The sequence below is a fragment of the Pseudonocardia sp. ICBG601 genome (genome assembly GCF_020496245.1).
Genome location: NZ_JAHLJA010000152.1, coordinates 422523 through 445832, shown reverse-complemented (window position 1 = coordinate 445832; position 23310 = coordinate 422523). Strand labels below are relative to the sequence as shown.

Below are 23310 nucleotides of genomic sequence, written 5' to 3'. Positions count from 1 at the left end.
TGCATTCTGTGCGGGTGAAGTCCCGACGGTGTCCGGCCCGGACGCGATGAGCCTGCTCGCCGAACAGCGGCGCGAGGTGATCGTGGAGCAGGTCCGCACCCGCGGCGCGGTGCGGGTGTCCGAGCTCGCCGACCACCTCGGCGTGTCCGAGATGACCGTGCGCCGCGACCTCGACGTGCTGGCCCGGCGACGCCTGGTGGACAAGGTGCACGGCGGCGCGACGGCCGTCGGCGAGCACACCACCTCCGAGCCCGGGTTCGCCGCGAAGTCGGTGTGCGAGCTGGAGGAGAAGGACGCCATCGCCGCCGCGGCCGCCGAGCTGGTGACCCCCGGCGCCGCGATCGGGCTGTCCGCGGGCACGACGACCTGGCGGCTCGCCCAGCTGCTCGCCGCGGTGCCGCAGCTGACCGTGGTGACCAACTCCGTCGCCGTCGCCGACGCGTTCCACACCGGTGGCGCCGACGCCCGCGGGACCACGGTGATCCTCACCGGGGGCGTGCGGACGCCCTCGGAGGCCCTGGTCGGCCCGGTCGCGATCACCGCGCTGCGCTCGCTGAACCTGGAGACGGTGTTCCTCGGGGTGCACGGCATGAGCGCCGCGGCGGGCTACTCCACCCCGAACCTCACCGAGCGCGACACCAACCGCGCCCTCATCGAGTCCGGCAGCAGGCTCGTGGTCGTCGCCGACCACACCAAGTGGGGCACCGTCGGGATCTCGACGATCGCCGAGCTGTCCGAGGCCGACGTGCTCGTGACCGACTCCGGTCTGGCCGACGCCGACCGTGCGGTCCTCGAGGGCGAGGTCGACCACGTGATCATTGCCCGCCCCGGAAGGTGACGTACGTGCAGAAGGTGCAGAAGCTGACCACCCGGATGGCCGACGGCCGGGAGATCATCTGGTTCGACGGCCCCGACCACGCCCCACGGGACCCGGCCGATCTCGTCGACGCCCGCGACCTCCCGCGGGTCGTGCCCGCCTCCCAGCTGCGCTACGACGCGCTGGCCGGGGAGTGGGTGACGATCGCCGCGCACCGGCAGGACCGCACCTACAAGCCGCCGGCCGACCAGTGCCCGCTGTGCCCCAGCCGCGACGGCCGCCACACCGAGGTGCCGAGCCCGGAGTACGGCGTCGTCGCGTTCGAGAACCGCTTCCCGTCGTTCGGGTCGGCGCCCGGCGCGCCGCTGCCCGAGCCGGGCCCGGTGCCGCAGGCGGCGTCGGGCCGGTGCGAGGTCGTCTGCTTCACCGACGACCACGACACCCCGTTCTCCCGGCTGACGCCCGACCGCGCCCGCCTGGTGCTGGAGGCGTGGGCCGACCGGACCGCCGAGCTGGGCGCCCGGCCGGGGGTCCGCTACGTCTTCCCGTTCGAGAACCGGGGCGCCGAGATCGGCGTGACGCTGTCCCACCCGCACGGCCAGATCTACGCCTACCCCTACGTCCCGCCGTTCCCGCAGCGGATGCTCGCCCACGTCGCCGCGCACCGGGAGGCGACCGGGGAGAACCTGTTCGACACGCAGCTGGCCGCCGAGCGGGCGGGGGAGCGGGTCGTCGTCGCGGGGGAGCACTGGACGGCGTTCGTGCCGCAGGCGGCGCGCTGGCCGGTCGAGGTGCACCTGTACCCGCACCGTCCGACCCCGGACCTGCCCGCCCTCGACGAGGCCCAGCGCGCCGAGTTCGCGACCCTCTACCTGGACGTGCTGCGCCGCCTCGACGCCCTCTACGACGACGAGCTGCCCTACGTCGCGGGCTGGAACCAGGCCCCGGTGCTGGAGTCCGACGGTCGCTCCGACGCCCGGCTGCACCTGCGCCTGCACTCGATCCGCCGGGCACCCGGGAAGATCAAGTACCTGGCGGGGTCGGAGTCCGGCGCGGGCGCGTTCATCTCCGACGTGCTGCCCGAGGCGGTCGCGGAGCGGCTGCGTTCGCTGTAGGTGTGTGCGGGTGGAACCGGAACCCGACGTCCCCCTGGTCGACCGCCCCGCCGTCGAGCTGGCCGCGCTCGTCGCCGCGCGCGAGGTGTCCTCGCGGGAGCTGACCCGGGCCTGCCTGGAGCGGATCGACGCGGTGAACGGGCACGTCAACGCCGTCGTCACCCTCGACGCCGACGGTGCACTCGCCGCCGCGGCGGCCGCCGACGACCGGCTGGTCCGCTCCGGGCCGGACGGACCGCTGCACGGGCTGCCCGCCCTGCACAAGGACACCCACCTCACGGCCGGGATGCGCACCACCCACGGGTCGCCGCTGATGGCCCGGCACGTCCCCCGCACCGACGACCTGGTCGTGGCCCGGATGGCGGCGGCCGGGGCGATCCGGCTCGGCAAGACCAACACCCCTGAGTGGGCGGCCGGGTCGCACACGGTCAACCCGGTGTTCGGCGCGACGCACAACCCCTACCGGCCCGGGCACTCCGCGGGCGGCTCGTCGGGCGGGGCGGCGGCCGCACTGGCCTGCGGGATGGCGCCGCTGGCCGAGGGCAGCGACATGGGCGGCTCGCTGCGCAACCCGGCGTCGCTGTGCAACGTCGTGGGGCTGCGGCCGACCCCGGGGCGGGTGCCGTCGTACCCGGCTCCGCTGTCGCGCCAGGTGCTGGCGGTGCAGGGGCCGATGGGGCGCACCGTCGCCGACGTCGCGCTGCTGCTGTCGGTGCTGGCCGGGCCGGACCCGCGGGCGCCGCTGTCCCTCGACGGCCCGTTCGTCGCGCCCCGCCCGGACGTGGACCTGCGCGGCCTGCGCGTCGCGTGGGCCCCCGACCTGGGCGGGCGGATCCCGGTCGACCCCGGCCCGGCCGCGGTGCTCGCCGACGTCCCCGGGGTGTTCACCGGCGCGATCGGCGCCGAGGTGACCGCGGACTGCCCGGACCTCGACGAGGCCGACGACGTGTTCACCACGCTGCGGGCCTGGCAGTTCCTGACCGGGCTCGGGCCGGTCGTCGACGCACACCCCGGGCAGGTCAAGGCCACCATCCACGGCAACGTCGACGCCGGGCGCCGGCTCACCGTCGCCGACCTGACCCGCGCGCACCTGGCGCAGTCCCGGCTGCACGAGGTGGTCGCGGACTTCTTCACCCGCTACGACGTGCTGGCCTGCCCGGCCGTGCAGGTCGAGCCGTTCCCGGTGGAGCAGGAGTACCCGGACACCGTCGCCGGGGTCGCGCAGCCCGACTACCTGGGGTGGATGCGGTCGGCGACGCTGATCAGCGCCACCGGGTGTCCCGCGCTGTCGGTGCCCGCCGGGTTCACCGCTGCCGGGTCCCCGGTCGGGCTGCAGCTCGTCGCGGCCCCCCGGGCCGAGACCCGGCTGCTGGAGGTGGCGGCGGCGTTCGAGGCCGCCACCGGACACGGGCGGGTCCGCCCCTGACGTGCGTCGAGGCCGGTGCCCCTCCCCAGGGGCACCGGCCTCGGACGTTCGGTGACGCGGTCGGTCAGACCCGGACCGCGTTGTGGAACGGCATCGCGTCGATGTCGGAGTACTTGACCGGCTCGCCGCTGGTGGAGGCGTGGAGCACCTTGCCGTTGCCGGCGTAGATGCCGACGTGGCTCACCGGGGAGTAGAAGAACACCAGGTCGCCGGGCTTGAGCTGGCTCTTGGAGACCGGGGTGCCGTCCATCTGCGACTGCGCGCTGGAGGTGCGCGGCAGGTCGACGCCGATCTGCTCGAACGCCCAGACCATCAGGCCGGAGCAGTCGAACGCGCTCGGGCCGGTGGCGCCCCACTTGTAGGGCTTGCCGAGCTGCTGCTTGGCCTGGGCGAGCGCCTGGGCGCCGTCGGAGGAGCCGGTCAGGCCGCCGACGATGTCGCCGAGCCCGCCGCCGTCACCGTCGCCGTCGTCGTCCCCGCCGCCGTGCCGGGCCGACGCCGCGGCGGCCTTCGCCCGGGCCTCGGCCGCCTTCGCCGCGGCCTCCTTCTGGGCGACGGCGGCGATGCGGGCCGCGTCGGCCTTCTCGAAGGCCTGCGGGACCGACGCGGTGACGTGCTCGAATCCGCTGGTCAGGGTGGACGCGGCGTCGCTGGTGCCGGTGCCGCCGTGCTCGGAGCCCGCGGCCGGGACCGACAGCTTCATCGTGGCCTCGTTGGCCGCGCCGGTGAGGTCCATGTCCGCGGAGGTCTCGGGGGACTGCTCCGGGGAGCTGAGCGTCGACACGACGCCCATGACCGCGGTGGCGCCGACCAGCGTCGCCGACATGGTCGCGACGACGGCGCGCGGGTGGCGCCCGAGCGGCCCGGTGTCCGAGGTGCCGCGGAGCAGGCCGATCGCGGTCCGCGAGGTGACGCCGGCGGGGGTGTCCGGCGCGTCGCGGGTGATGACGGTGTCGCCGCCGGACGCGGCGGGGAAGCCGGTCGCGGGGGTGTCGATGCGCTCCAGGCCCGGGCCGGGGACCTCGGAACGGCGGGCGCGACGGCTGCCGGGTGCGGGGGCGTCGAAACCGGCCTCGGAGTAGCGCGCGAGCAGCTCGGCGGCGGAGATGCCCGCGCCGGCGTCACGGTCCCGGCGACGCCGGGGGACGTCGCTCTCGGGTGTATGGAGGTCCGGGGTGAGTGCAGTGGTCATTCGGGGGTCCTCGCCACCTCGGATCCGCCCCGGTCCTCGTGACCGGACACGGCTCCGCCCGCTGCGTGCTGGGTGGGCGCCAGGGGGAGTGTCGGTCAGCGGGGAGCGTGGGACCGACCAGGCGCACCAGCCGACGCCTCGTCGACCAGCCGAGAGCGACCGTAACCGCTCCGTGACACGGACACCGACCGGGCTCGCCGGGTGTGCGGCGAACGGCCGGTCCGGAGCGACCCGCGCACCGGGGCCACGCCCAACGGTGGGTGCGGTGCGCCGTTCGGGTCGTACGGTCGGTGTGCTGCGCCGAACGGTGCGCGCGAGCCGGTGTCACGGTGCGCACCGTGACCGGGAAAGCCCCGGACGGACCAGCCCGCCACGAACCCGGCACGCCCACCGGCGGCGCCCGCGCGACACCTCCTCGCGTGACTGCGCCGGGAGGCGGTCGGGACCGTGGCGGACGGAGCAGCGCGCGGGACGCGGCCCGCGCCTGGTGAGCGCGGGTACCCGGTGCTCTGCGACGATCGGGGTGCGTGCCGGTCGGGACCGGCGCGGCGCGCACCCGCCACGTCGGGGCCGGTGCCCGGTGCCCGCAGGGGGAATCGGTGCGGCGCATCGTGATCCCCGCCGCACACGGTGAACCGGGACCGGATCCGCGACGAAGACGGACCGGGACACGTCCGGGCGCGGGCGGGCCCCGGAGCCGGACCCACGGACGACGCACCACGCACCAGGACCCACGACCCGGGAGGTCGCAGCAGTGCCGGACCGAGCAGGCGGCCCCGTCTGGGTGGGCGAGCTCGCCCACCACCGCGCCGTGCACGGCACGGGTCGTGGAGCCGGTGACCTCGTCGTCCCGCCGCGGTTCGGCTCGGCCCGGCTGCTGGTCACCGACGGTGGTGTCCCCGTCGGGCAGGCCGACGTCCCGCTGCACGAGGGCCGGGCGCGCGCCGGGGACCTGGCCCGGGCCGCCGCGGCCGTCGCCGGGCGCGAGCCGCCGGGGGAGCCCGCGGTGTCGGCCGAGCCCCTGACCGTCGTCGTCGCGACGCGGGGGCGGCCGGAGAGCGTGCGCCGCTGCCTGGCCGCGGTGCTGGCCGGCGACCACCCCGACGTGACCGTGCTCGTCGTCGACAACGACCCGCCCGACGAGCGCACCCGCGAGGTCGTCCGCGACTGCGACGACCCACGGGTCCGCTACGTCCGCGAGCCGCGGCGCGGGGTGTCGGTCGGGCGCAACCGCGGCCTCGCCGAGGCCCGCACCGCGGTCGTCGCGTTCACCGACGACGACACCGAGCCCGACCCGCGGTGGGCGTCGCGGATCGCCGGGTCCTTCGCCGAGGACCCCGGGCTCACCGCGCTGAGCGGGCCGGTGCTCGCCGCGCGGCTGGAGACCCCCGAGGAGCGGGCCGCCGACGTCGCGCTGGCCTGGAACAAGGGCTTCCTGCCGCGCCGGTTCCGGCTCGACGACCCACCCGCGGACTCCCCGGTGTTCCCGTTCTCCCCGGGCCTGTTCGGGATCGGCGCCAACCTGGCGGTGCGCGCCGAGCCGGTCCGCGCGCTCGGCGGGTTCGACGAGGCGCTCGGCCCGGGCCGGCCCACCCGCGGCGGCGAGGACATCGAGCTGCTGGTCCGGATCGTGCTCGACGGCGGCACCCTGGCCTACCTGCCCTCGGCGTGGGTGTGGCACCACCACCGGCCCTCGTCGGGCGAGCTGCGCGACCAGATGGGCGGCTACGCGCTCGGCCTGGGCGCCTTCCTGGGCAAGGTGGCGCTGGACCCGCGGGCGCGCCGGCTGGCGGTGCGCCGGTTCCCGGCCGCGCTGGGGCGGCTGCGCGACATCGTGCGCCGCGAGTCCTCGGCGCCGAAGGCCGTCGCGCGGGCCCGCCACGAGCAGCAGACACCCGCCGTCGTCGGCGGGCCCGGGCCGTCGCCGGAGCGGTTCGGGTCGGTCACGGTCGAGGAGCACCCGGCGCCGCAGGACGTCGTCGCGCTGCCGGGGGGTGCGGGCGCCCGCAAGCTGCGCGGGCTGGTGTCGGGTCCGGCGCTCTACCTGCAGGCTCGTCGCCAGGTCCAGGCCGAGGGCGGGACGACCCCGCCGCTGACCGGCCCGGCCCGGCCGCTGCGGCGCCGCTGACCGCGGTCCGGGCCCGTCGGTCCCGCCACCCGGGGCCGACGGCCCGTCGCTGACCCCGGGGCGCCGGTCCGCCCCGGGGTCGGACCGGCGCCCGGGATCAGGTGCCGGTCCAGCTCGGGGTGCCGCCCTGCCCGAAACCGGCGACCGTCGTGCGGAAGTCGGTCGAGCCGTAGACGCGGTCGACCACCGCGGTGTCGTCGGCGGACCGGTCGTCCAGCAGCCGCTTGGTCGCCCAGATCGTCAGCGGTGCGCCGGTGGTGAGCCGCCCGGTGAGCGCGTCCAGTCCCGCGTCGAGGTCGTCGACGACGGCGTGCAGGAACCCCGGCACCCGCGCGGCCTCCTCGGTCTCCAGCATCCGCGCGGTGAGCAGCAGGTCCGCGGTCAGCGGGCGGCCCAGGGCCTCGACCATCAGGTCCAGGGTCCGCGCGGACAGGCAGTTGCCCAGCGTGCGGGCGATCGGCACGCCGAACCGGGCCCCGGGCGTCGCGATGCGCAGGTCGGCCGCGCAGGCGATGCCCAGCCCGCCGCCGACGCAGTACCCGGCCACCGCGGCCACGGTGGGCACGCCGACGGCGCGGACCCGGTCGAGCACGGCGGTGACCCGGCGCTCGTAGGCCACCCCGTCGGCGCCCGAGGTGAACGCGCGGAACTGGCCGATGTCGGTGCCCGCGGCGAAGGCCCGGCCGCCCTCGCCGCGCACGACGAGCGCCCGGACCTCCGGGTCGGCGTCGGCCCGCTCGCACGCCGCCACCAGCCCCTCGTACATCTCCCAGGTCAGCGCGTTGCGCCGCTCGGGACGGCGGAAGGTCACGGTGAGCACCCCGGCCGCGAGCTCCGCGGTCACCTCCGGGCTCACGCGTGGCCCCCGCGGGCGGGGTCGGACAGCTCGGCGAGGACGTCGTCGGTCGCCGCGCCGAGCGGGGGCCCGGCGGTGCCCCGCCGCGCGGGGGTGCGGGAGAAGCGCATCGGCGACCCCAGCTGGCGGACCGCGGGCAGGGTCGGGTGCGGGGCGTCCCAGAAGAAGTCCCGGCCGGTGAGCAGCGGGTCGGTGAAGACCTCGTCGTAGCCGGCGATGGACGCGCAGGGGACCCCGGCCGCGTCGAGCGCGGCGAGCACGTCGGACGACGACCGGGTGGTCGTGACCGTCTCGATGCAGTCGATCAGCGCCACCCGGTTCGCCAGCCGGGAGCCGGGGTCGGCGAAGCGGGGGTCGTGCTCGAGGCGTTCCAGCCCGAGCGCCGCGCACAGCGACGTCCAGAGCCGGGTGGTGTTCGCGCCGACCGTCACGTGCCCGTCGCGGGTGCGGACGGCCTGGTAGGGGGCGTAGCGCTGGTGGGCCGAGCCCTGCCGCGCGGGCACCTCCCCGTCGCCGAGGTACATGCCCGCCTCCCACACCGCGAGCGAGACGCCCGACTCCAGCAGCGAGACGTCGATGTGCTGACCGGTCCCGGAGCGGTCCCGCTCGCGCAGCGCCGCGGTCACCGCGAGCGCCACGTAGAGCGCGGTCACCAGGTCGCAGACCGGCACGCCCACCTTGACCGGGTCGCCGTCGGGCTCCCCGGTCACGCTCATCAGCCCGCTCGCGGCCTGCGCCATGATGTCGAGCCCCGGCCGTGTCGCGGCCGCACCGTCGACACCCCAGCCCGACGCCGAGGCGTACACCAGCTCCGGGCGGCGCTGCGCCAGGGCCTCGTAGCCGAGCCCGAGCCGGTCCATCGCGCCCGGCCGCAGGTTCTCCACCACCACGTCGGCGCGGTCGACCAGGGCCAGGAACGCGGCGCGGCCCCGCACGTCCTTGAGGTCGAGGACGACGGACTCCTTGTTGCGGTTGAGCCGCAGGAACGGGGAGCTCTCGCCGTCGAGGAACGGCCCCGCGGACCGGGTCGGGTCGCCGGTGCCGGGCGGCTCGACCTTGACCACCCGGGCTCCGAGGTCGGCGAGCTGCATCGTCGCGAACGGCGCGGCCATGAAGGCCCCCACCTCCAGCACGAGCACTCCGGTCAGCGGTGGGTCGGTCTGCATCGGCAGCCCTCCGGGGTCGTCGGCGTCGGCCTTGATATACGGTATACGGAAACACGGGAGAGGTGGGTGCGGTGACCGCGGTGCAGACGGGTACCGGTGGCCGGATCGTCGCGCCGCCGTCCATGGCGGAGCTGGCGACCGACGCCCTGCGCGCGATGATCTTCTCCGGGGAGCTCGCGCTGGGGGAGCGGCTGGTCGAGGCGCGCCTGACCGAGCGGCTCGGGGTCTCCCGCCCGCCGCTGCGTGAGGCGCTGCAGACGCTGACCCACGAGGGCCTGGTCGTCGCGCACCCGCGGCGCGGCGCGACCGTGCGCACGCTGACCCGGCACGACGTCTACGAGATCGTGACCCTGCGCGAGGACCTGGAGGCGCTCGCCGTCCGCCTCGGCGTGCCGGTGCGCGTGCCCGAGCGGCTGGAGCGCTGCCGGGCGGCCCTGGCGGCGTTCGAGGAGGTCGGCCGGGCCGGCGACGAGAGCCGGTTCCTGCACCACAAGTTCGAGTTCCACCTGTCGCTGGTCGCGCTGGCCGGGCACTCGCGGCTGACCGAGGCCTACCGGGCGCTGTCGTTCCAGATGCAGCTGTGCATGGCGATGAACCGCACCGCCCGTCGCGAGTCCCTGCTGGAGAACGTCGAGCGGCACCGTGAGCTGCTCGCCGTGGTCGAGGCGGGGGACCCGGAGGTCGCACAGCGGGCCCTGACCGAGCACGGCCACACGTCGTTCCTGCTCGACCTCGTCGACCGGCTCGACGGCGGCACGCCGGAGTCCGAGGAGTGGCTCGCCCGCCGCCGCGGGGCCTGAGCTCCGGGCGGCGCTCACGCGAGCGTCCCACCGATGCCCTCGGCGGCGGCCCGTAGCAGCGCGGCCGCCTCGGGGACGCGGTCGTGTCCGAAGCGGTGGATCGGGCCGGACACCGACAGCGCCGCCGGGCTGGACACCCCGGCGAGCGGGACGGCCACGCAGAACACACCGACCTCCTGCTCCTCGGCGTCCACGGCGAACCCGGCCCGGCGGATGCGGTCGAGCTCGTCGAGCAGCCGGTCGGGGTCGACGACGGTGTGGTCGGTCGCCGCGGGCAGCCCGGTGGAGCCCAGCAGCCGCCGTGCCGCGGGCGCGGGCAGCTGGGCGAGCAGCGCCTTCCCGACGCCGGTGCTGTGCAGCGGCACCCGCCGCCCGACCTCGGTGAACGTGCGCATCGAGTGCGGCCCGGGCACCTGCGCGGTGTAGACGGCGCGCTCCCCGTCGAGCACGGCCATGTTGGCGGTCTCGCCGAACCGCTCCGCCACCGCGCGCAGGTCGTCCCCGGCGCGCACCCCCAGCACCCGCGACGCCCGGTCCCCGAGCCCGATCAGCCGGGGCCCGAGGGTGTAGCGGCGGTTGGCCACCTGGTGGGCGTGGCCGAGCTCGCGCAGGGTCGCGACGATCCGGTGGATCGTGGGCTGCGGCAGGTCGACGGCCGCGGCGAGCTCGCTGATCGACAGCTCCCCGTCCGCCTCGGCCAGCACGTCGAGGATCCGGAAGGCCCGGACGACGGACTGGACGCCGCCGCCCGGGCCTGCTCCCGTTCCCGGCACCGGATCAGCCCCAGCCGGGGACGACGAAGATCAGCCAGCTCAGCAGCGGCGCCACCGCGCACATGCTGAAGCCCCAGATCATGAGCCCGCGGAACACCCGGTCGGTCTGGTCGGCCGGCGCGTTCGCGACGACCAGCGCCCCGCTGGTGGAGAACGGCGAGGAGTCCACCACCGACGACGACAGCGACAGCGCGATGATCAGGCCGACCGCGCCCACCTCGCCGGCGAGCAGGAACGGCACGGCCAGCGGGATCAGGGCGCCGAGGATGCCGGTGGTCGAGGCGAACGCGGACACGATCGCGCCGATCAGGCAGATGATGATCGCGGCCAGCAGCGGGGACCCGATCGTCGTCACGAGGTTGCCGAGCCAGTCGATGGTGCCGACCCGCTCCATCAGCGACACGAAGGTCACGATCCCGCAGATCAGCAGCACCGTCGGCCACGCGACCTGCCCGACGGCCGCCTTGGCCGAGGACGGCGAGATGACCGAGAGGACCGCGGCCACGGTGAGCGCGGTGAAGCCGACGTCGAGGCCGAACGCGAGTGCGCCGACGGCCAGGGCGACCAGGCCCAGGATCGTGAACACGTGGTCGCGTTCGAGCGGGCGGTGCGGCTCGTCGTCGTCCGGGCCGTGCGGCTCGGCGGCCCCGGACCCACCCGACCCGGCCCCACCGGTCACCGTCCGTGACCGGCCGTGCGGGACGGCGCCGCCGCCCAGGGCGAGCGAGGTGCCCGGCTCGGCGGCCACGGCGACCCGGTCGTCGCCGGCGCCGGAGGATCCCGCGGCATCCCGGGAACGGCGGAGCAGTTCCCGTCCGCCGAACATCAGGAACACGACGATGCTGAGCGCGAGATTGAACACGAACGACGAGACGAACAGCAGTCCCGGATTGCTCGGCAGGTTGTTGCGGGCGACGACACCGTTCACGATGCTGCCGAAGATGCTGATCGGCGAGAAGCCGCCCGCGCTCGCCCCGTTGATGATGAGAAGGCCCATCAGCATCGGGTTGATCTTGTAGCGTTGGGCGAATCCCATGCCGATCGGCGCGATGATGGCGACCGCGGCGGGGACGACGGCGCCGACCGCGGTCAGGACCGCGGTGACGCCGAACATGACCCACGGGATCAGCGCGATCCGGCCGCCGACGGCCCGTACCGCCAGCTGGACCAGGCGATCCACGGTCCCGTTGCCCTTGGCGATGGCGAACAGCAGGGTCACGCCGACGAGGATCACGAACAGGTCGCCGGGGAACCCGCCGACGATGTCGTCGGTGTCCTCCCCGACGAACGCCGTGCCGACGACGAACGCGGCGACGAAGGCCAGCGCGCCCATGTGGACCGGCAGGATCGTCGCTATCAGAAACACCAGGGCGAGTGCCACGATGGTGATGAGTTCGATGGACATCGTTTTCCTCTGGGGTCGGCACTGACGCAGACAGGAACTGATGACGCGGTCCGCGCGACGTCGCCGGGCCGCATTTTCCGCAATGCGGAAAACGAATTCGATATCCCGAGTATCAGCAGGATCACACACGCCCGTCAAGCGGCGTCGATGCCGCCCGCCGGGGTGTGGGAAGGCCCTGCAGCACCCTCTCGACGGCAGACTGTAGACGGTATACCGTCATCAGCGCGAGACCCGGATTCCGCCATCCGGAACCATCGGTCACCGAGCGTGGAGGAACTCATGACGTACGCAGCCGGTCGGCACTTCCTGCAGATCCCCGGCCCGACGAACGTGCCGGACTCGGTGCTGCGCGCCATGTCGGCCGCGACGATCGACCACCGCGGCCCGGACTTCCAGGCGCTGGGGACGGAGCTGCTGCGCGACGTCCGCCCGGTCTTCGGCACCACCGGCCCGGTCGTGATGTACCCGGCCACCGGCACCGGCGCGTGGGAGGCGGCCCTGGTCAACACCCTGAACCCGGGGGAGACGGTGCTGTGCTTCGAGACCGGGCACTTCGCCACGCTGTGGCAGGAGATGGCGGGCCGGCTCGGGCTCCGGGTGGACCTCGTGCCCGGCGACTGGCGGCACGGGGCGGACCCCGCCGTCGTCGCCGAGCGGCTCGCCGCCGACACCGGCCGCCGGATCGCCGCGGTCTGCGTGGTGCACAACGAGACCTCGACCGGTGTCACCAGCCGGATCGTCGAGATCCGCGCCGCGATGGACGCCGCCGACCACCCGGCCCTGCTGCTGGTCGACACCATCTCCTCGCTCGGCTCCATCGACTACCGGCACGACGAGTGGGGCGTCGACGTGACCGTCGCCGGCTCGCAGAAGGGGCTGATGCTGCCGCCGGGGATGAGCTTCAACGCGATCAGCGCCAAGGCCCTGGAGCGCTCCCGCACCGCGACGATGCCGCGCACCTTCTGGGACTGGGGCCCGATGCTCGCGGCCAACGAGCGCGGCTTCTTCCCCTACACCCCGAACACCAACCTCATGTACGGGCTGAAGGAGGCACTGCGCCTGCTCCACGACGAGGGGCTGGAGAACGTCTTCGCCCGCCACACCCGCCACGCCGAGGCCACCCGGGCCGCGGTGCGGGCGTGGGGCCTGGAGGTGCTGGCCCTCGACGAGCGCGAGTACTCCAGCGCGCTCACCGCCGTGCTCGTCCCCGACGACGTCGACGCCGACAAGGTCCGCGCGGTGATCCTCGACCGCTTCGACATGTCGCTGGGCGCCGGTCTCGGCCGCCTCGCCGGGCGGATCTTCCGGATCGGCCACCTCGGTGCGTTCAACGACCTCACGCTGGCCGGGACCCTCGCCGGTGTCCAGATGGGCCTCGGTCTCGCCGGGGTGCCGGTCGCGGGCTCCGGCCTCGACGCGGCGCTGGAGCGGCTGCAGACCGACTGACCCGCCCCGACCGCCCCCGCACCGTCGCGAGAGGACGCCACCCCATGACCGCCGAGCTGACCCGTCCCGCCACCGCCACCACCGCCGTCCCGGGTCTGGAGGAGACGCTCCGGTCGCGGGTGACCGGCGAGGTCGCCTTCGACGACTACAGCCGCCACCTGTTCTCCCGCGACGCGAGCATGTACGCGATCACCCCGCTCGGAGTGGTCTTCCCCCGTGCCCACGACGACGTGGCCGCGGCCGTGCGCACCGCGGCCGAGTTCGGCGTGCCGGTCGTCCCGCGCGGTGCCGGCACCAGCCTGGCCGGCCAGACCGTCGGACCGGGGCTCGTGCTCGACCTGTCCCGGCACCTCAACCGGATCGTCGAGCTCGACCCGGTGGCGCGCACCGCCGTCGTCGAGGCGGGGGTGGTGCAGGACCAGCTCAACCGGGCCGCGGCCGCGCACGGGCTGATGTTCGGCCCGGACACCTCCACGAGCAACCGGGCCACGATCGGCGGGATGATCGGCAACAACTCCGCGGGCAGCGGGTCGCTGACCTTCGGGATGACGATCGACCACGTCCGCGCGCTCGACGTCGTGCTGTCCGACGGCTCCACCGCCCGGCTGGAACCCGTCGACGCCGACGAGCGCCGCCGTCGCGCCGCCGCGGACACCCTGGAGGGCGCCCTCTACCGCGAGCTCCCCGCGCTGGTCACCGAGAACGAGGACGCGATCGCCGCGGGCATGCCGTTGTTCTGGCGCCGGGCCTGCGGCTACCGGCTGGACCGGCTCGCGGGCTTCGCCGAGTCCGGGACGTTCGACCTGGCGAAGTTCGTCGTCGGCGCCGAGGGCACGCTGGTGCTGGCGACCCGCGCCGTCGTCGACCTGGTGCCCAAGCCCGCGCGGACGGTCTACGCCGTCGGCCACTTCGACACCGTGCACGGCGCCATCTCCGCCACCGCCGACGCGCTGAGCTGCGATCCGCACCAGGTCGAGATGATGGACAAGACCATCCTCGACCTGTCCCGCCGCAAGATCGAGTACGCCGACCTGGGCAACCACCTCGTCGGCGACCCGGCCGCGCTGCTGTTCGTCTCGTTCTCCGGCGACGACGAGGCCGGGCTGGTGGCGAAGCTGCGCGCGCTGGCCGCGCTCTGGGAGCGCCACGGCCACGGCTACCACACCCTGGAGCTGGTCACCCCCGCCGAGCAGGCCGCGCTGCTCAAGGTCCGCAAGTCCAGCCTCGGGCTGCTCATGGCGGCGGGGGAGGGCACCCGGCGCCCGCTGGCCTTCGTCGAGGACACCGCGGTGGCCCCCGAGCACCTGGCCGAGTACACCGCGCGGTTCAAGGAGATCCTCGACGAGAACCGCCTCGAGGCGGGGTTCTACGGCCACTGCTCGGTCGGCTGCCTGCACATCCGCCCTTTCGTCGACCTCACCGACCCGGCCCAGGTCGCCACGATGCGCCGGGTCGCGGAGCGGATCAAGGACCTGGTCGCCGAGTACGGCGGCGTGAACTCCTCCGAGCACGGCGACGGCCTGGCGCGCTCGGAGTTCAACCGCGAGATCTTCGGCGACGAGCTGTACGAGGCGATGCGCCGGGTGAAGGCCCTGTTCGACCCGGGGAACGTCATGAACCCCGGCAAGATCGTCGACGCCCCGTCGATGACCGAGAACCTGCGCGACCGCGACGCGCTGGCGCCCGCCCCGCGGCTGACCACGGCGCTGTCGTTCGAGGTGATCGGCGGCCCCGGCGCCACCGGGATGCGCGACGCCGCCGACCGCTGCATGAACATCGGCCTGTGCCGCAAGACCACGGCCGGGGTGATGTGCCCGTCCTACCAGGTCACCCTCGAGGAGGAGCACTCCACGCGCGGCCGGGCGAACGCGCTGGTCAAGGCGCTGTCCGAACCGGACCCGGCCGCCGGGCTCGCCGACGGGCGGCTGCACGAGATCCTCGACCTGTGCCTCATGTGCAAGGCCTGCAAGAGCGAGTGCCCGATGGGCGTGGACATGGCCTCGCTCAAGGCCGAGGCGCTCCACCAGCAGCACGCGGTGCACGGCACGCCGCTGCGCTCGCGGCTGTTCGGCGCCATCCGCACGCTGAACCGGCTCGGGTCGGCGACCGCGCCGCTGTCCAACCTGCCCGGCCGGGTCGGGGTGCTGCGCCGGCTCGCCGAACGGACCGTCGGGATCACCGCGCGCCGCCCGCTGCCGCGCTTCGACCGGGACAACCTGGTGCGGTGGTACCGGCGCCGTGACCCCGCGCGGGCCGGGGCACCGGCCGGGACCGTCGTGTGGCTGGCCGACTCGTTCACCACCTTCACCGAGCCGCACATCGGGCGGGCCGCGATCGGTCTGCTGGAGCGGGCCGGGTGGCGGGTCGAGCTGGCCGGCGGCGGCTGCTGCGGCCGGTCCAGCCTGTCCAAGGGACTGCTCGACGACGCCCGCCGCAAGGCGACCGGCCTGGTCACCTCGCTCGCCCGGGACACCCCGGCCGACGCGCCGATCGTCGGCTGCGAGCCGTCGTGCGTGTTCACCCTGCGCGACGAGACCCTCGCCCTGCTCCCGGACAGCGCCGAGGCCCGGTCGGTGGGCGAGCGGGTCCGTCAGGTCGAGGAGCTGCTCGTCGAGGCGCTCGACGAGGGCCGTCTGGTCCTGCCGGAGCGGTCGGCGCTGAGCGGGCGGCGCGTGGTCTACCACGGGCACTGCCACCAGAAGGCCGAGGTCGGGACCGCGGCGACGCTCGCGCTGCTGCGCCGCATCCCCGGGCTGGAGGTCTCCGAGATCGACTCCGGCTGCTGCGGGATGGCGGGCTCGTTCGGCTTCGAGGCCGAGCACTACGCGACCTCGATGGAGGTCGGGCGGGACCGGCTGCTCCCGGCGATCGACGCCGAGCCCGCCGACACCCTGGTCGCCGCGACCGGCGTCTCCTGCCGCCAGCAGATCTTCCACGGCGCCGGGCGCACCGCCTGGCACCCGCTGGAGCTGGTGCGCGAGGCACTCGGCCCGGCCGGGACGGTGTGAGCGGATGCGACTGGTCCGCTACGACTCCGGCCAGGGCCCCCGCACGGGACGGGTCGAGACCGGCGGCGACGGCGACGTCGTCCGCGAGCTGGGCCCGTCCGGGCCGGGGGCGGTCGCCGGGCGGCTCGCCGAGGTCGTCCTGCTCGCCCCCTGCGACCCCCGCACCATCGTGTGCGTCGGGAGCAACTACCCCTGCCAGCTCGCCGAGAAGGGGCGCCCCCGCCCGGAGCGGCCCGCGCTGTTCCTCAAGGCACCCAACGCCGTCGTCGGGCCGGGGGAGCCGGTGCTGTGCCCGGCCGGGGTGGAACGGCTGGAGTACGAGGGCGAGCTCGCGGTGGTGATCGGTCGCCGGGCCCGTGACCTGGACGAACGCACCGCCTGGTCGCACGTGCTCGGCCTGACCTGCGCCAACGACGTCACCGCGCACGACTACCGCGCCGACGGGCAGTGGGCGCGGGCGAAGAGCGCGGACACCTTCTGTCCGCTCGGGCCGTGGATCGAGACCGAGCCGGGCGCGGGGCCGTGGGGGCTGCGGACCACGCTGAACGGCCGCACCGTCCAGGAGTCCGACACCGGGGCGATGATCTTCGACGTCGCCCGGATCCTCGCCCACGTGACCCGCTGGATCACGCTGCAGCCCGGCGACGTCGTGCTCACCGGCAGCCCCGGCGGGGTCGGGCCGATGACCGCGGGGGACCGGGTCACCGTCGAGATCGACGGCGTCGGGACCCTGGAGAACCCGGTCGCCGACCGGCCCGCGCCCGTCCCGCACTGAGCCGGCCCGGCGGGGACCGCCGCAGCCGGCCCCGCTCAGCCCCGGCCCACCGGCTCCGGCGTGTCCAGCTCGGCGGGGGCGGGCGCGCCCGCCACCCCGGCCGCGCTGCGGTAGACGTCGCCGAGCCGGGTCGCCCAGGGCGCCGCCGCGAACCGGTCGAGGAACCGCCGCCGGGCCCCGGCCCCGAGCCGGGCGCGCAGCTCGGCGTCGCGGGTGAGCCGCACCAGCTCGTCGGCGATCCGGGTGGCGTCGGCCGGGGCCAGCAGGCCGGTCTCGCGGGTCACGATCTCCGGGATCCCGCCGACCCGCGTCGCGACCGCCGGGGTCCCGGTGCCGTGGCCGAGCAGCAGCATCCGGGGCATCGTGTCGTGCCGGGTCGTGTGCAGCTGCACGTCGGCGGCGCGGAGCAGCGCGACCGGGTCGGTGCTGCGGCGGAACGCCACCCGGCCGGACAGGGCCTCGTCGGCGGCGACGCGCGACTCCAGCCACGGCCGCAGCGGCCCGTCGCCGCCGAGCACCACGGTGAGCGGCTCGTCCGGACCGATCCCGGCGACGGCGTCGAGCAGCATGTCCTGCCCCTGGCCGCGGCGCATCGGCGCGACCGAGACGGCGACGACCTCGTGGTCGTCCACGCCGAGCCCGCGCCGCAGGCGCTCGCGCTCCTCGGGTGTGCCCTCGCCCGGGTCGGCGGCGCCGTCCGGGATCACCGACAGGCCCTCGGTGGACCCGGCGGCGCGGCGGTACCAGTCGCGCTGCAGGGCCGACGTCGCGATCGTGCGGGTCATGAACCGCTTGCGCGCCAACGTCTTCGCGGTCCTTCGGAGCTGGTCGCCGCGGTCGGCGGGGTGCTCGTGGATGTGGTGCAGCGTGGACACCGCGGGCACCCGCAGCCGGGCCGCGGCGGCCGAGCCCACGACGTCGGGCCGGGCGCCGTGGGTGTGCACCAGGTCGACACCGTGCTCCCGGAACGCGGCGAGCACCTTCAGCACGGCACGCGGGTCCCACGGCGCGACGTTCAGCTCGACCGGTGGCGCCCCGGCGCGGGCCATGCGTTCGGCGACGTCGGAGTGCCCGGACGGGGCCAGCGCGACGACCACCACCCGGAACCCGGCGTCCGGGGCCGCGGCGGCGAGGTCACCGAGCGCGGCGGCGACGCCGCGGTCGTCGAGCGACTCGACGAGGTGTCCGATCGTCAGGGTCCTGCTGCTGCTCTCGCTGGTGGGCACGGTGACGTGGCCTCCCGGGGTGGCGCTGCGGGGTCGGTCGTCGGCGGTCGGCCGGTGACCCGGTCGGGGCTCGCCGGTCACCATGACACTACCGAGTGACGACGTCGCGTGACGGGGTCGGACGCTGCGCGCATCGGGCGACATCGGGCGGGGGGCACCTGCCGATCGGGGGAGTGCCGGGGAGCACCCGGGGTCCATTACGGTCACTCCGGTGCGCACGGTTCTCGTGATCGGGATCGGGGCCGGTGACCCCGACCACCTCACCCTCCAGGCGGTCCGCGCCCTGCAACGGGCCGACGTCGTCTTCGTCATCGACAAGGGGCTCGACGGCGGGGGGTCGCAGGACGACCTGCTGGCCATGCGCACCGAGCTCCTGCGGCGGCACCGCCCGGACGGCGGGTACCGGCTGGTCACCGCGCCCGAGGTGGGCCGGGACCGCGGCACCGAGGTCGAGCGCGACGACGAGCGCTACCGCGACGTCGTCGTCGACTGGCAGGACCGCCGTGCCCGGCTCTACCGCGAGATGCTCGACGCCGAGCTGGCCGACGGGCAGACCGGCGCCTTCCTGGTCTGGGGCGACCCCTCGCTCTACGACGGGACGCTGCGCCTGCTCGACCGGGTCCTCGACGGCGCGGGGGAGCAGTGGTCGGTCGAGTCGGTCGCCGGGATCTCCAGCGTCGCCGCCCTCGCCGCCGCCCACCGGCTGATCCTCAACCGGGTCGGGCGCCCCGTCCTGATCACCACCGGGCGCCGGATCGCCGAGGGGATGCCCACCGACGTCGACGACGCCGTCGTGATGCTCGACGGCCGCACCGCCTTCGCCACGCTGCCCGACGAGCAGCGCCGTGAGCTGCACATCTACTGGGGCGCCTACCTGGGCACGCCCGACGAGCTGCTCGTCGCCGGGCCGCTCGTCGAGGTGACCGAGGAGATCCTGAAGGTCCGGGCCGAGGCCCGGGAGAACAAGGGGTGGATCATGGACACCTACCTGCTGCGCCGGGGTGCCGACGAGCGCTGACCCGCCGCGGCCCGACGACGAGGAGGTCGCATGCGCTACGCCGACGGACCCACCACCGAGGCCACCGCCCGGGTCGCCGCACCGCCCGAGGCGGTGTGGGAGCTGGTGACCGACCCGGAGTTCCTGGCCCGGGTGTCGACCGAGATGCAGCGCGCCGAGTGGCTCGACGGCGACGTCCCGGGCCCCGGGGCGAAGCTGCGCGGGCACCACCACCACGAGGCCCGCGGCGGCTGGAGCACGGTGTCCACCGTGACCGGCTGGGAGCCGGGTCGGCTGTTCGAGTGGACCGTCGAGGCCGACGCCGAGGGCGGGGAGGCCGCCGTGTGGCGGTTCGAGCTCACCCCCGACGGCGACGGCACCGCGCTGCGCCAGTGGGCCCGGATGGGCCCCGGGCCGTCGGGTCTCACGCAGGCGATCGAGCGGTGGCCGGACAAGGAGGAGCGGATCGTCGAGGGCCGGCTGCGGGAGTGGCGGACCGGGATGGAACGCAACCTCGACGCCGTCCGCGAGCGCCTCGGCTAGTTCCCCGTCCGGGTGGCGGCCACGCGCCGGGACGTACGAACGGTGGCGGATCTGCGACGACCCGTCACTCCGGCGCCGCCCGCTCGTTGAACGGAGGGGGCCTCCCGCGATCCTGAGAGCACGGAGCGTGTTCGTCGTAGATCGTTGAGCCGTTCGGTCCAGGCGACCCGTCACTCGGCGTCCGGGGCCGACCCGTGATCGCCCGGGTCGCCGATGCCCTCTCAGGAAAGCAACCTCGGCGGGTCACCGTTTCGTAACGTCCCGAACCGGACGAGCCGGGTGACCCGGCACGATCCGGCCGCTCCCCAGGGGTGCCCCCGCACCCCGGCCACGCCGGTGCCCGCGCCGTCCTCCACCGCTCCCCAGCACCCTCGCCCGCGGCGAGGCGGAAGGACCGCTCGAGATGGGCAAGCACACCCGGACCGGCCACCGTTCGACCGGCGTCGCCGCGGCGGTGGCCGCCGGCCGGTCCCTCCGCGGGCGGCGCAGGCACGCCGCTCCCTCCACGGGCACCGCGCGCCGGGTCGCCGCCCCCGCCGCGCTCGCCGCGCTGCTGCTGACCTCCGGGGGGACGGCCGGGACGGCGTTCGCCGGGACGGGCTCCGACGACGACTCGTCGGGTGCCTCGGCGGACTGCCCGGACGGCACCACCCCGGTCGGCGGGTCGTGCTCGGACTCCCCGGGCTCCTCCTCCGGGGGCCTGGGTGACCTGGTGACCGGCGCGGACGTCGTCGGCTCGGTGCTGGGATCGGGCTCCTCGGGATCGGGCTCCTCGGGTTCCTCGGCCGACGACGGCCCGGGCCGCGACACGTCGGACACGGGCTCCCGGAAGTCGGACACGGGCTCGGGGAAGTCGGGTGAGGCCTCCGGGGAGTCGGAGAAGGGCTCCGGGACGTCGGACCAGGACTCCGAGGGGGCGGACCGGACCTCCGCCGGCTCGTCCGGCTCGAAGGACTCCGCCGCCCCGTCCGGCACGACGGACTCCGCCGCCCCGTCGACCGGTCCGCTCGACGCGGTCCCCGGCCTCGGCGACCTCACGGGCGGCCTCGGCAAGGGCGTCGACCTGAACACCCCCACGAAGCCCCTGACGTCGCTGCCCGACCCGGCGCAGACCCTGTCCGACGCCAGTGCCTCGGTGCCCGGCGCCGGGCAGGCCGGCTCGCTGGTCGACACCGCGGTGGGCACCGTGGGCACCGTCGTCGGCACCGACACCGGCAACAGCCCGCTGGCCGGCCCGACCGACACCCTCACCGGCCTCGGCGACGTCGTGCCGGAGCTGCCGTCGGTCCCCGGCGTCACCGACGGCAGCACCGACGAGCTGCCGGACGTCCCCGGCCTCACCGCGGGCGGACCGCTGGAGGGCCTCAACGAGATCGCGGGCCTGCCCGACACCACCCCGCTGACCGGCAGGGACGGCCCGCTGCCGGACCTGTCCGGCGTCGCGCGCACGGCGGGCCTGCCCGACTACTCGGGTCTCGGCGGCCTGCCGGACGTGGCCGGGGTCGTCGGCGGCCCGAGCACCGGGCCCACGCAGGTCGACCTGGCGTCGAAGAACACCGACGGCGTGGCCGGGACCGCCACCGTGGATGAGGACACCGTCTCCGGCACCGCGACCGGCATGGACCCGGACGCCCGCTACGTGTCGTTCTTCTACGGCGCGACCTCCAGCGCCACCAACAACAACCCCTGCATCCTCGACGGCACCAACCCGCTGCCCGGCGGCCAGACCGTCGGCGAGTGGGAGGTCGACGAGAACGGCAACGGCACCCTGGAGGCGCCCAACCCGTCGGGGAACATGTACAAGCTGACCGGCGGCACCATGTCGATCCGCAAGGTCGAGCACGGCTTCGACAAGGCCACCGCCCCGCCGGTGAACCCGCTGTCGTACTCGCTGTCCAGCTGCGGCGCGATGGAGCGGATCTCCACCGCCGACCCGGTCACCGACGCCGTCCCGAAGCTCCCGACGGCGAACGTCCCCGGCACCCCCTACGTCTCCGGTCCGGGTCTGCAGGGCTGATCGACGCGCGGGCGGCCCGGCGCTGTGGTCGGATCGGTCCGTGCTCGGCAGTGCTCTGGATACCGTCCTCGACCGCACCCTGGTCCCCGGCTACTCACGGATCGGGTACCTGCTGCGGCGCCCGGGGTGGAGCGGTGACCGCGCCGACCCGCCGCGCGGCGCCCTGACCGGGCGCACCGCGCTCGTCACCGGCGCGGGCGGCGGGCTGGGGGAGGCGATCGCGACCGGGCTCGTCCGGCTCGGTGCGACGGTGCACCTGCTCGTCCGCTCCCGGGACAAGGGCGTCGCCGCGCAGGACCGGATCCTGGCCGCGGTCCCCGGCCTGTCCCGCGACCGGCTCCCGGTGCAGGTCTGCGACCTGGGCGAGCTCGCCGACGTGCGCGCGTTCGCGACCCGGTTCGCCACCGAGGTCGACGCGCTGGACGTGCTGGTGCACAACGCCGGGCTGCTCCCGCCCGAGCGCAGCGAGACCTCCGAGGGCAACGAGCTGACCCTGGCCGTGCACGTCCTCGGACCGCTGCTGCTGACCCGGCTGCTCACCGACACCCTCGCGGCCGGCGCCGAGCGGTCCGGAGCCGACTCCCGGGTGATCATCATGTCCTCGGGCGGCATGTACGCCCAGCCCCTGCGCGACGACGACCTGCAGTTCCGCACCGGTGACTACGGCGGCACCGCGGCCTACGCCCGCACCAAGCGGATGCAGGTCGTCCTGACCGGGCTGCTCGCCGACGAGCTGGCGCCCCGGCACGTCACCGTGCACGCACTGCACCCCGGCTGGGCCCGCACCCCGGGCGTCACCGGGTCGCTGCCGCTGTTCGACAAGGTCGTCGGTCCCGTGCTGCGCACCCCGGCCCAGGGCGCGGACACCGCGGTGTGGCTCGCGGCCGCGCCGTCGTCGGCGGTCGGGACCGGCCGGTTCTGGCACGACCGCACGCCGCGCCCGGCGCACTACCTGTCACGGACCCGGGAGACCCCGGCCCAGCGCGAGCGGTTCCGCGCCGAGGTGGACCGGCTCACCGGCTGAGCCCGGGCGCCTCCAGCAGGGTGCGGGCGGCACGCGTGACGTGGTCCAGCACCGTGTCCGGGTCGGCCCGACCGACCGCGCCCCCGGGCAGCAGCGGCTGGACCAGGCTCAGCCCGAGCAGCCAGGTCAGGACCAGCTCCGCGCGCAGCTCGGCGTCGGCCCGGTCGGCGGCGCCGGCGGCCTGCGCCGCGAACGCCTCGGTGAACGCCCCGGCCAGCTCCACCCGCACGGCCGCGGCCGCCTCCGACGTCCCGGCCGAGCGCACGACGGGCCCGAACAGGTCGCGCTCGGGCCCGTCGCCGCCGTCGAGGATCGACCGCAGCAGGCGGGGCAGGAGCTCCTCGGACGGGCCGTCGTGCAGCACGGCGAGGGCGCGCTCGGCGGCGACCCGGGCGAACAGGGCGTCCTTGCTGCCGAAGTAGCGGAAGAGCAGCGCCTGGTTCACCCCGGCCCGGTCGGCGATCGCGCGGACCGAGGTGCGGTCGTAGCCGTGCTCGGTGAACAGGTCCGCGGCCGCGGCGAGCAGGGCGCTGCGGGTGCTGTCACCGGAACGGGCGGACGGGGCGGCGGTCACGGGGGAGTGCTCCTTCGTACGA

19 protein-coding genes are annotated in these 23310 nt (G+C 75.4%); 12 read left to right on the top strand and 7 right to left on the bottom strand.

Annotated features, from left to right (window positions below):
* Positions 1-46 precede the first annotated feature (46 nt).
* From KPL57_RS52440 to KPL57_RS52430, 3 genes are read left to right on the top strand one after another with little or no spacing between them, the layout of a single operon-like run.
* The gene (locus KPL57_RS52440) at positions 47-838 is read left to right on the top strand and encodes a DeoR/GlpR family DNA-binding transcription regulator (RefSeq protein WP_226358035.1); all 792 of its coding nucleotides are present in this window, start codon (positions 47-49) and stop codon (positions 836-838) included.
* A 14-nt stretch (positions 839-852) separates the two neighbouring features.
* The gene (gene galT / locus KPL57_RS52435; RefSeq protein WP_226358034.1) at positions 853-1932 is read left to right on the top strand and encodes a galactose-1-phosphate uridylyltransferase; all 1080 of its coding nucleotides are present in this window, start codon (positions 853-855) and stop codon (positions 1930-1932) included.
* A gap of 10 nt (positions 1933-1942) precedes the next feature.
* A complete protein-coding gene (locus KPL57_RS52430) occupies positions 1943-3358 on the top strand; it encodes an amidase family protein (RefSeq protein ID WP_226357875.1) in 1416 nt (471 codons plus the stop codon).
* A 64-nt stretch (positions 3359-3422) separates the two neighbouring features.
* On the opposite strand, the gene KPL57_RS52425 is transcribed toward KPL57_RS52430, so the two are convergent.
* Positions 3423-4550 (bottom strand): C40 family peptidase, encoded by a 1128-nt coding sequence (locus KPL57_RS52425; RefSeq protein ID WP_226357874.1) that lies wholly within the window; start codon positions 4548-4550, stop codon positions 3423-3425.
* A gap of 754 nt (positions 4551-5304) precedes the next feature.
* Here KPL57_RS52425 and KPL57_RS52420 point away from each other — a divergent pair.
* Positions 5305-6678, top strand: a complete 1374-nt coding sequence (locus KPL57_RS52420) for a glycosyltransferase family 2 protein (protein WP_226357873.1) — start codon at positions 5305-5307, stop codon at positions 6676-6678.
* Between the two features lie 97 nt (positions 6679-6775).
* On the opposite strand, the gene KPL57_RS52415 is transcribed toward KPL57_RS52420, so the two are convergent.
* A complete protein-coding gene (locus KPL57_RS52415; RefSeq protein WP_226357872.1) occupies positions 6776-7534 on the bottom strand; it encodes an enoyl-CoA hydratase in 759 nt (252 codons plus the stop codon).
* On the bottom strand, positions 7531-8700 hold the full coding sequence (locus KPL57_RS52410; protein ID WP_226357871.1) for a CaiB/BaiF CoA-transferase family protein: 1170 nt from the start codon (positions 8698-8700) through the stop codon (positions 7531-7533). Before KPL57_RS52410 ends, KPL57_RS52415 begins: the two co-directional genes overlap by 4 nt.
* A gap of 71 nt (positions 8701-8771) precedes the next feature.
* Here KPL57_RS52410 and KPL57_RS52405 point away from each other — a divergent pair, with 71 nt between their 5' ends.
* Positions 8772-9500: a GntR family transcriptional regulator gene (locus KPL57_RS52405; protein WP_374203909.1), complete on the top strand. Its 729-nt coding sequence runs from the start codon at positions 8772-8774 to the stop codon at positions 9498-9500.
* Between the two features lie 14 nt (positions 9501-9514).
* Here the strand turns inward: KPL57_RS52405 and KPL57_RS70895 are convergent, their stop codons facing one another.
* Positions 9515-10273, bottom strand: coding sequence for an IclR family transcriptional regulator (locus KPL57_RS70895; RefSeq protein ID WP_226357870.1), 759 nt, complete (start codon positions 10271-10273; stop codon positions 9515-9517).
* 4 nt (positions 10274-10277) lie between these two features.
* Positions 10278-11678: an SLC13 family permease gene (locus tag KPL57_RS52395; protein ID WP_226357869.1), complete on the bottom strand. Its 1401-nt coding sequence runs from the start codon at positions 11676-11678 to the stop codon at positions 10278-10280.
* Positions 11679-11957: 279 nt separating this feature from the next.
* Between KPL57_RS52395 and KPL57_RS52390 the strand changes: the two genes are divergently transcribed.
* Genes KPL57_RS52390 through KPL57_RS52380 form a run of 3 tightly spaced genes read left to right on the top strand, consistent with a single transcriptional unit; the run spans position 11958 to position 16907 of the window.
* On the top strand, positions 11958-13124 hold the full coding sequence (locus KPL57_RS52390; RefSeq protein ID WP_226357868.1) for an alanine--glyoxylate aminotransferase family protein: 1167 nt from the start codon (positions 11958-11960) through the stop codon (positions 13122-13124).
* Between the two features lie 44 nt (positions 13125-13168).
* A complete protein-coding gene (locus KPL57_RS52385; RefSeq protein WP_226357867.1) occupies positions 13169-16132 on the top strand; it encodes an FAD-binding and (Fe-S)-binding domain-containing protein in 2964 nt (987 codons plus the stop codon).
* Between the two features lie 4 nt (positions 16133-16136).
* Complete coding sequence (locus KPL57_RS52380) at positions 16137-16907, top strand: fumarylacetoacetate hydrolase family protein (protein WP_226357866.1); 771 nt, start codon at positions 16137-16139, stop codon at positions 16905-16907.
* 35 nt (positions 16908-16942) lie between these two features.
* Here KPL57_RS52380 and KPL57_RS52375 read toward each other — a convergent pair whose 3' ends face one another.
* Positions 16943-18133 (bottom strand): glycosyltransferase family 4 protein, encoded by a 1191-nt coding sequence (locus KPL57_RS52375; protein ID WP_226357865.1) that lies wholly within the window; start codon positions 18131-18133, stop codon positions 16943-16945.
* A 211-nt stretch (positions 18134-18344) separates the two neighbouring features.
* Between KPL57_RS52375 and cobF the strand changes: the two genes are divergently transcribed.
* The 4 genes from cobF to KPL57_RS52355 all read left to right on the top strand — a co-directional run bounded on the left by cobF (position 18345) and on the right by KPL57_RS52355 (position 22714).
* Positions 18345-19151, top strand: a complete 807-nt coding sequence (cobF, locus tag KPL57_RS52370) for a precorrin-6A synthase (deacetylating) (protein WP_226357864.1) — start codon at positions 18345-18347, stop codon at positions 19149-19151.
* Positions 19152-19181: 30 nt separating this feature from the next.
* Entirely contained in the window at positions 19182-19673 is a 492-nt protein-coding gene (locus KPL57_RS52365; RefSeq protein ID WP_226357863.1) for an SRPBCC family protein, read from the top strand.
* 403 nt (positions 19674-20076) lie between these two features.
* Positions 20077-21690 carry a hypothetical protein gene (locus tag KPL57_RS52360; protein WP_226357862.1) on the top strand — a complete coding sequence of 538 codons (1614 nt, stop codon included), beginning with the start codon at positions 20077-20079 and terminating at the stop codon, positions 21688-21690.
* A 40-nt stretch (positions 21691-21730) separates the two neighbouring features.
* A complete protein-coding gene (locus KPL57_RS52355; RefSeq protein ID WP_226357861.1) occupies positions 21731-22714 on the top strand; it encodes an SDR family NAD(P)-dependent oxidoreductase in 984 nt (327 codons plus the stop codon).
* On the opposite strand, the gene KPL57_RS52350 is transcribed toward KPL57_RS52355, so the two are convergent.
* Complete coding sequence (locus tag KPL57_RS52350; protein WP_226357860.1) at positions 22704-23288, bottom strand: TetR/AcrR family transcriptional regulator; 585 nt, start codon at positions 23286-23288, stop codon at positions 22704-22706. The genes KPL57_RS52355 and KPL57_RS52350 overlap by 11 nt on opposite strands.
* Positions 23289-23310 lie beyond the last annotated feature (22 nt).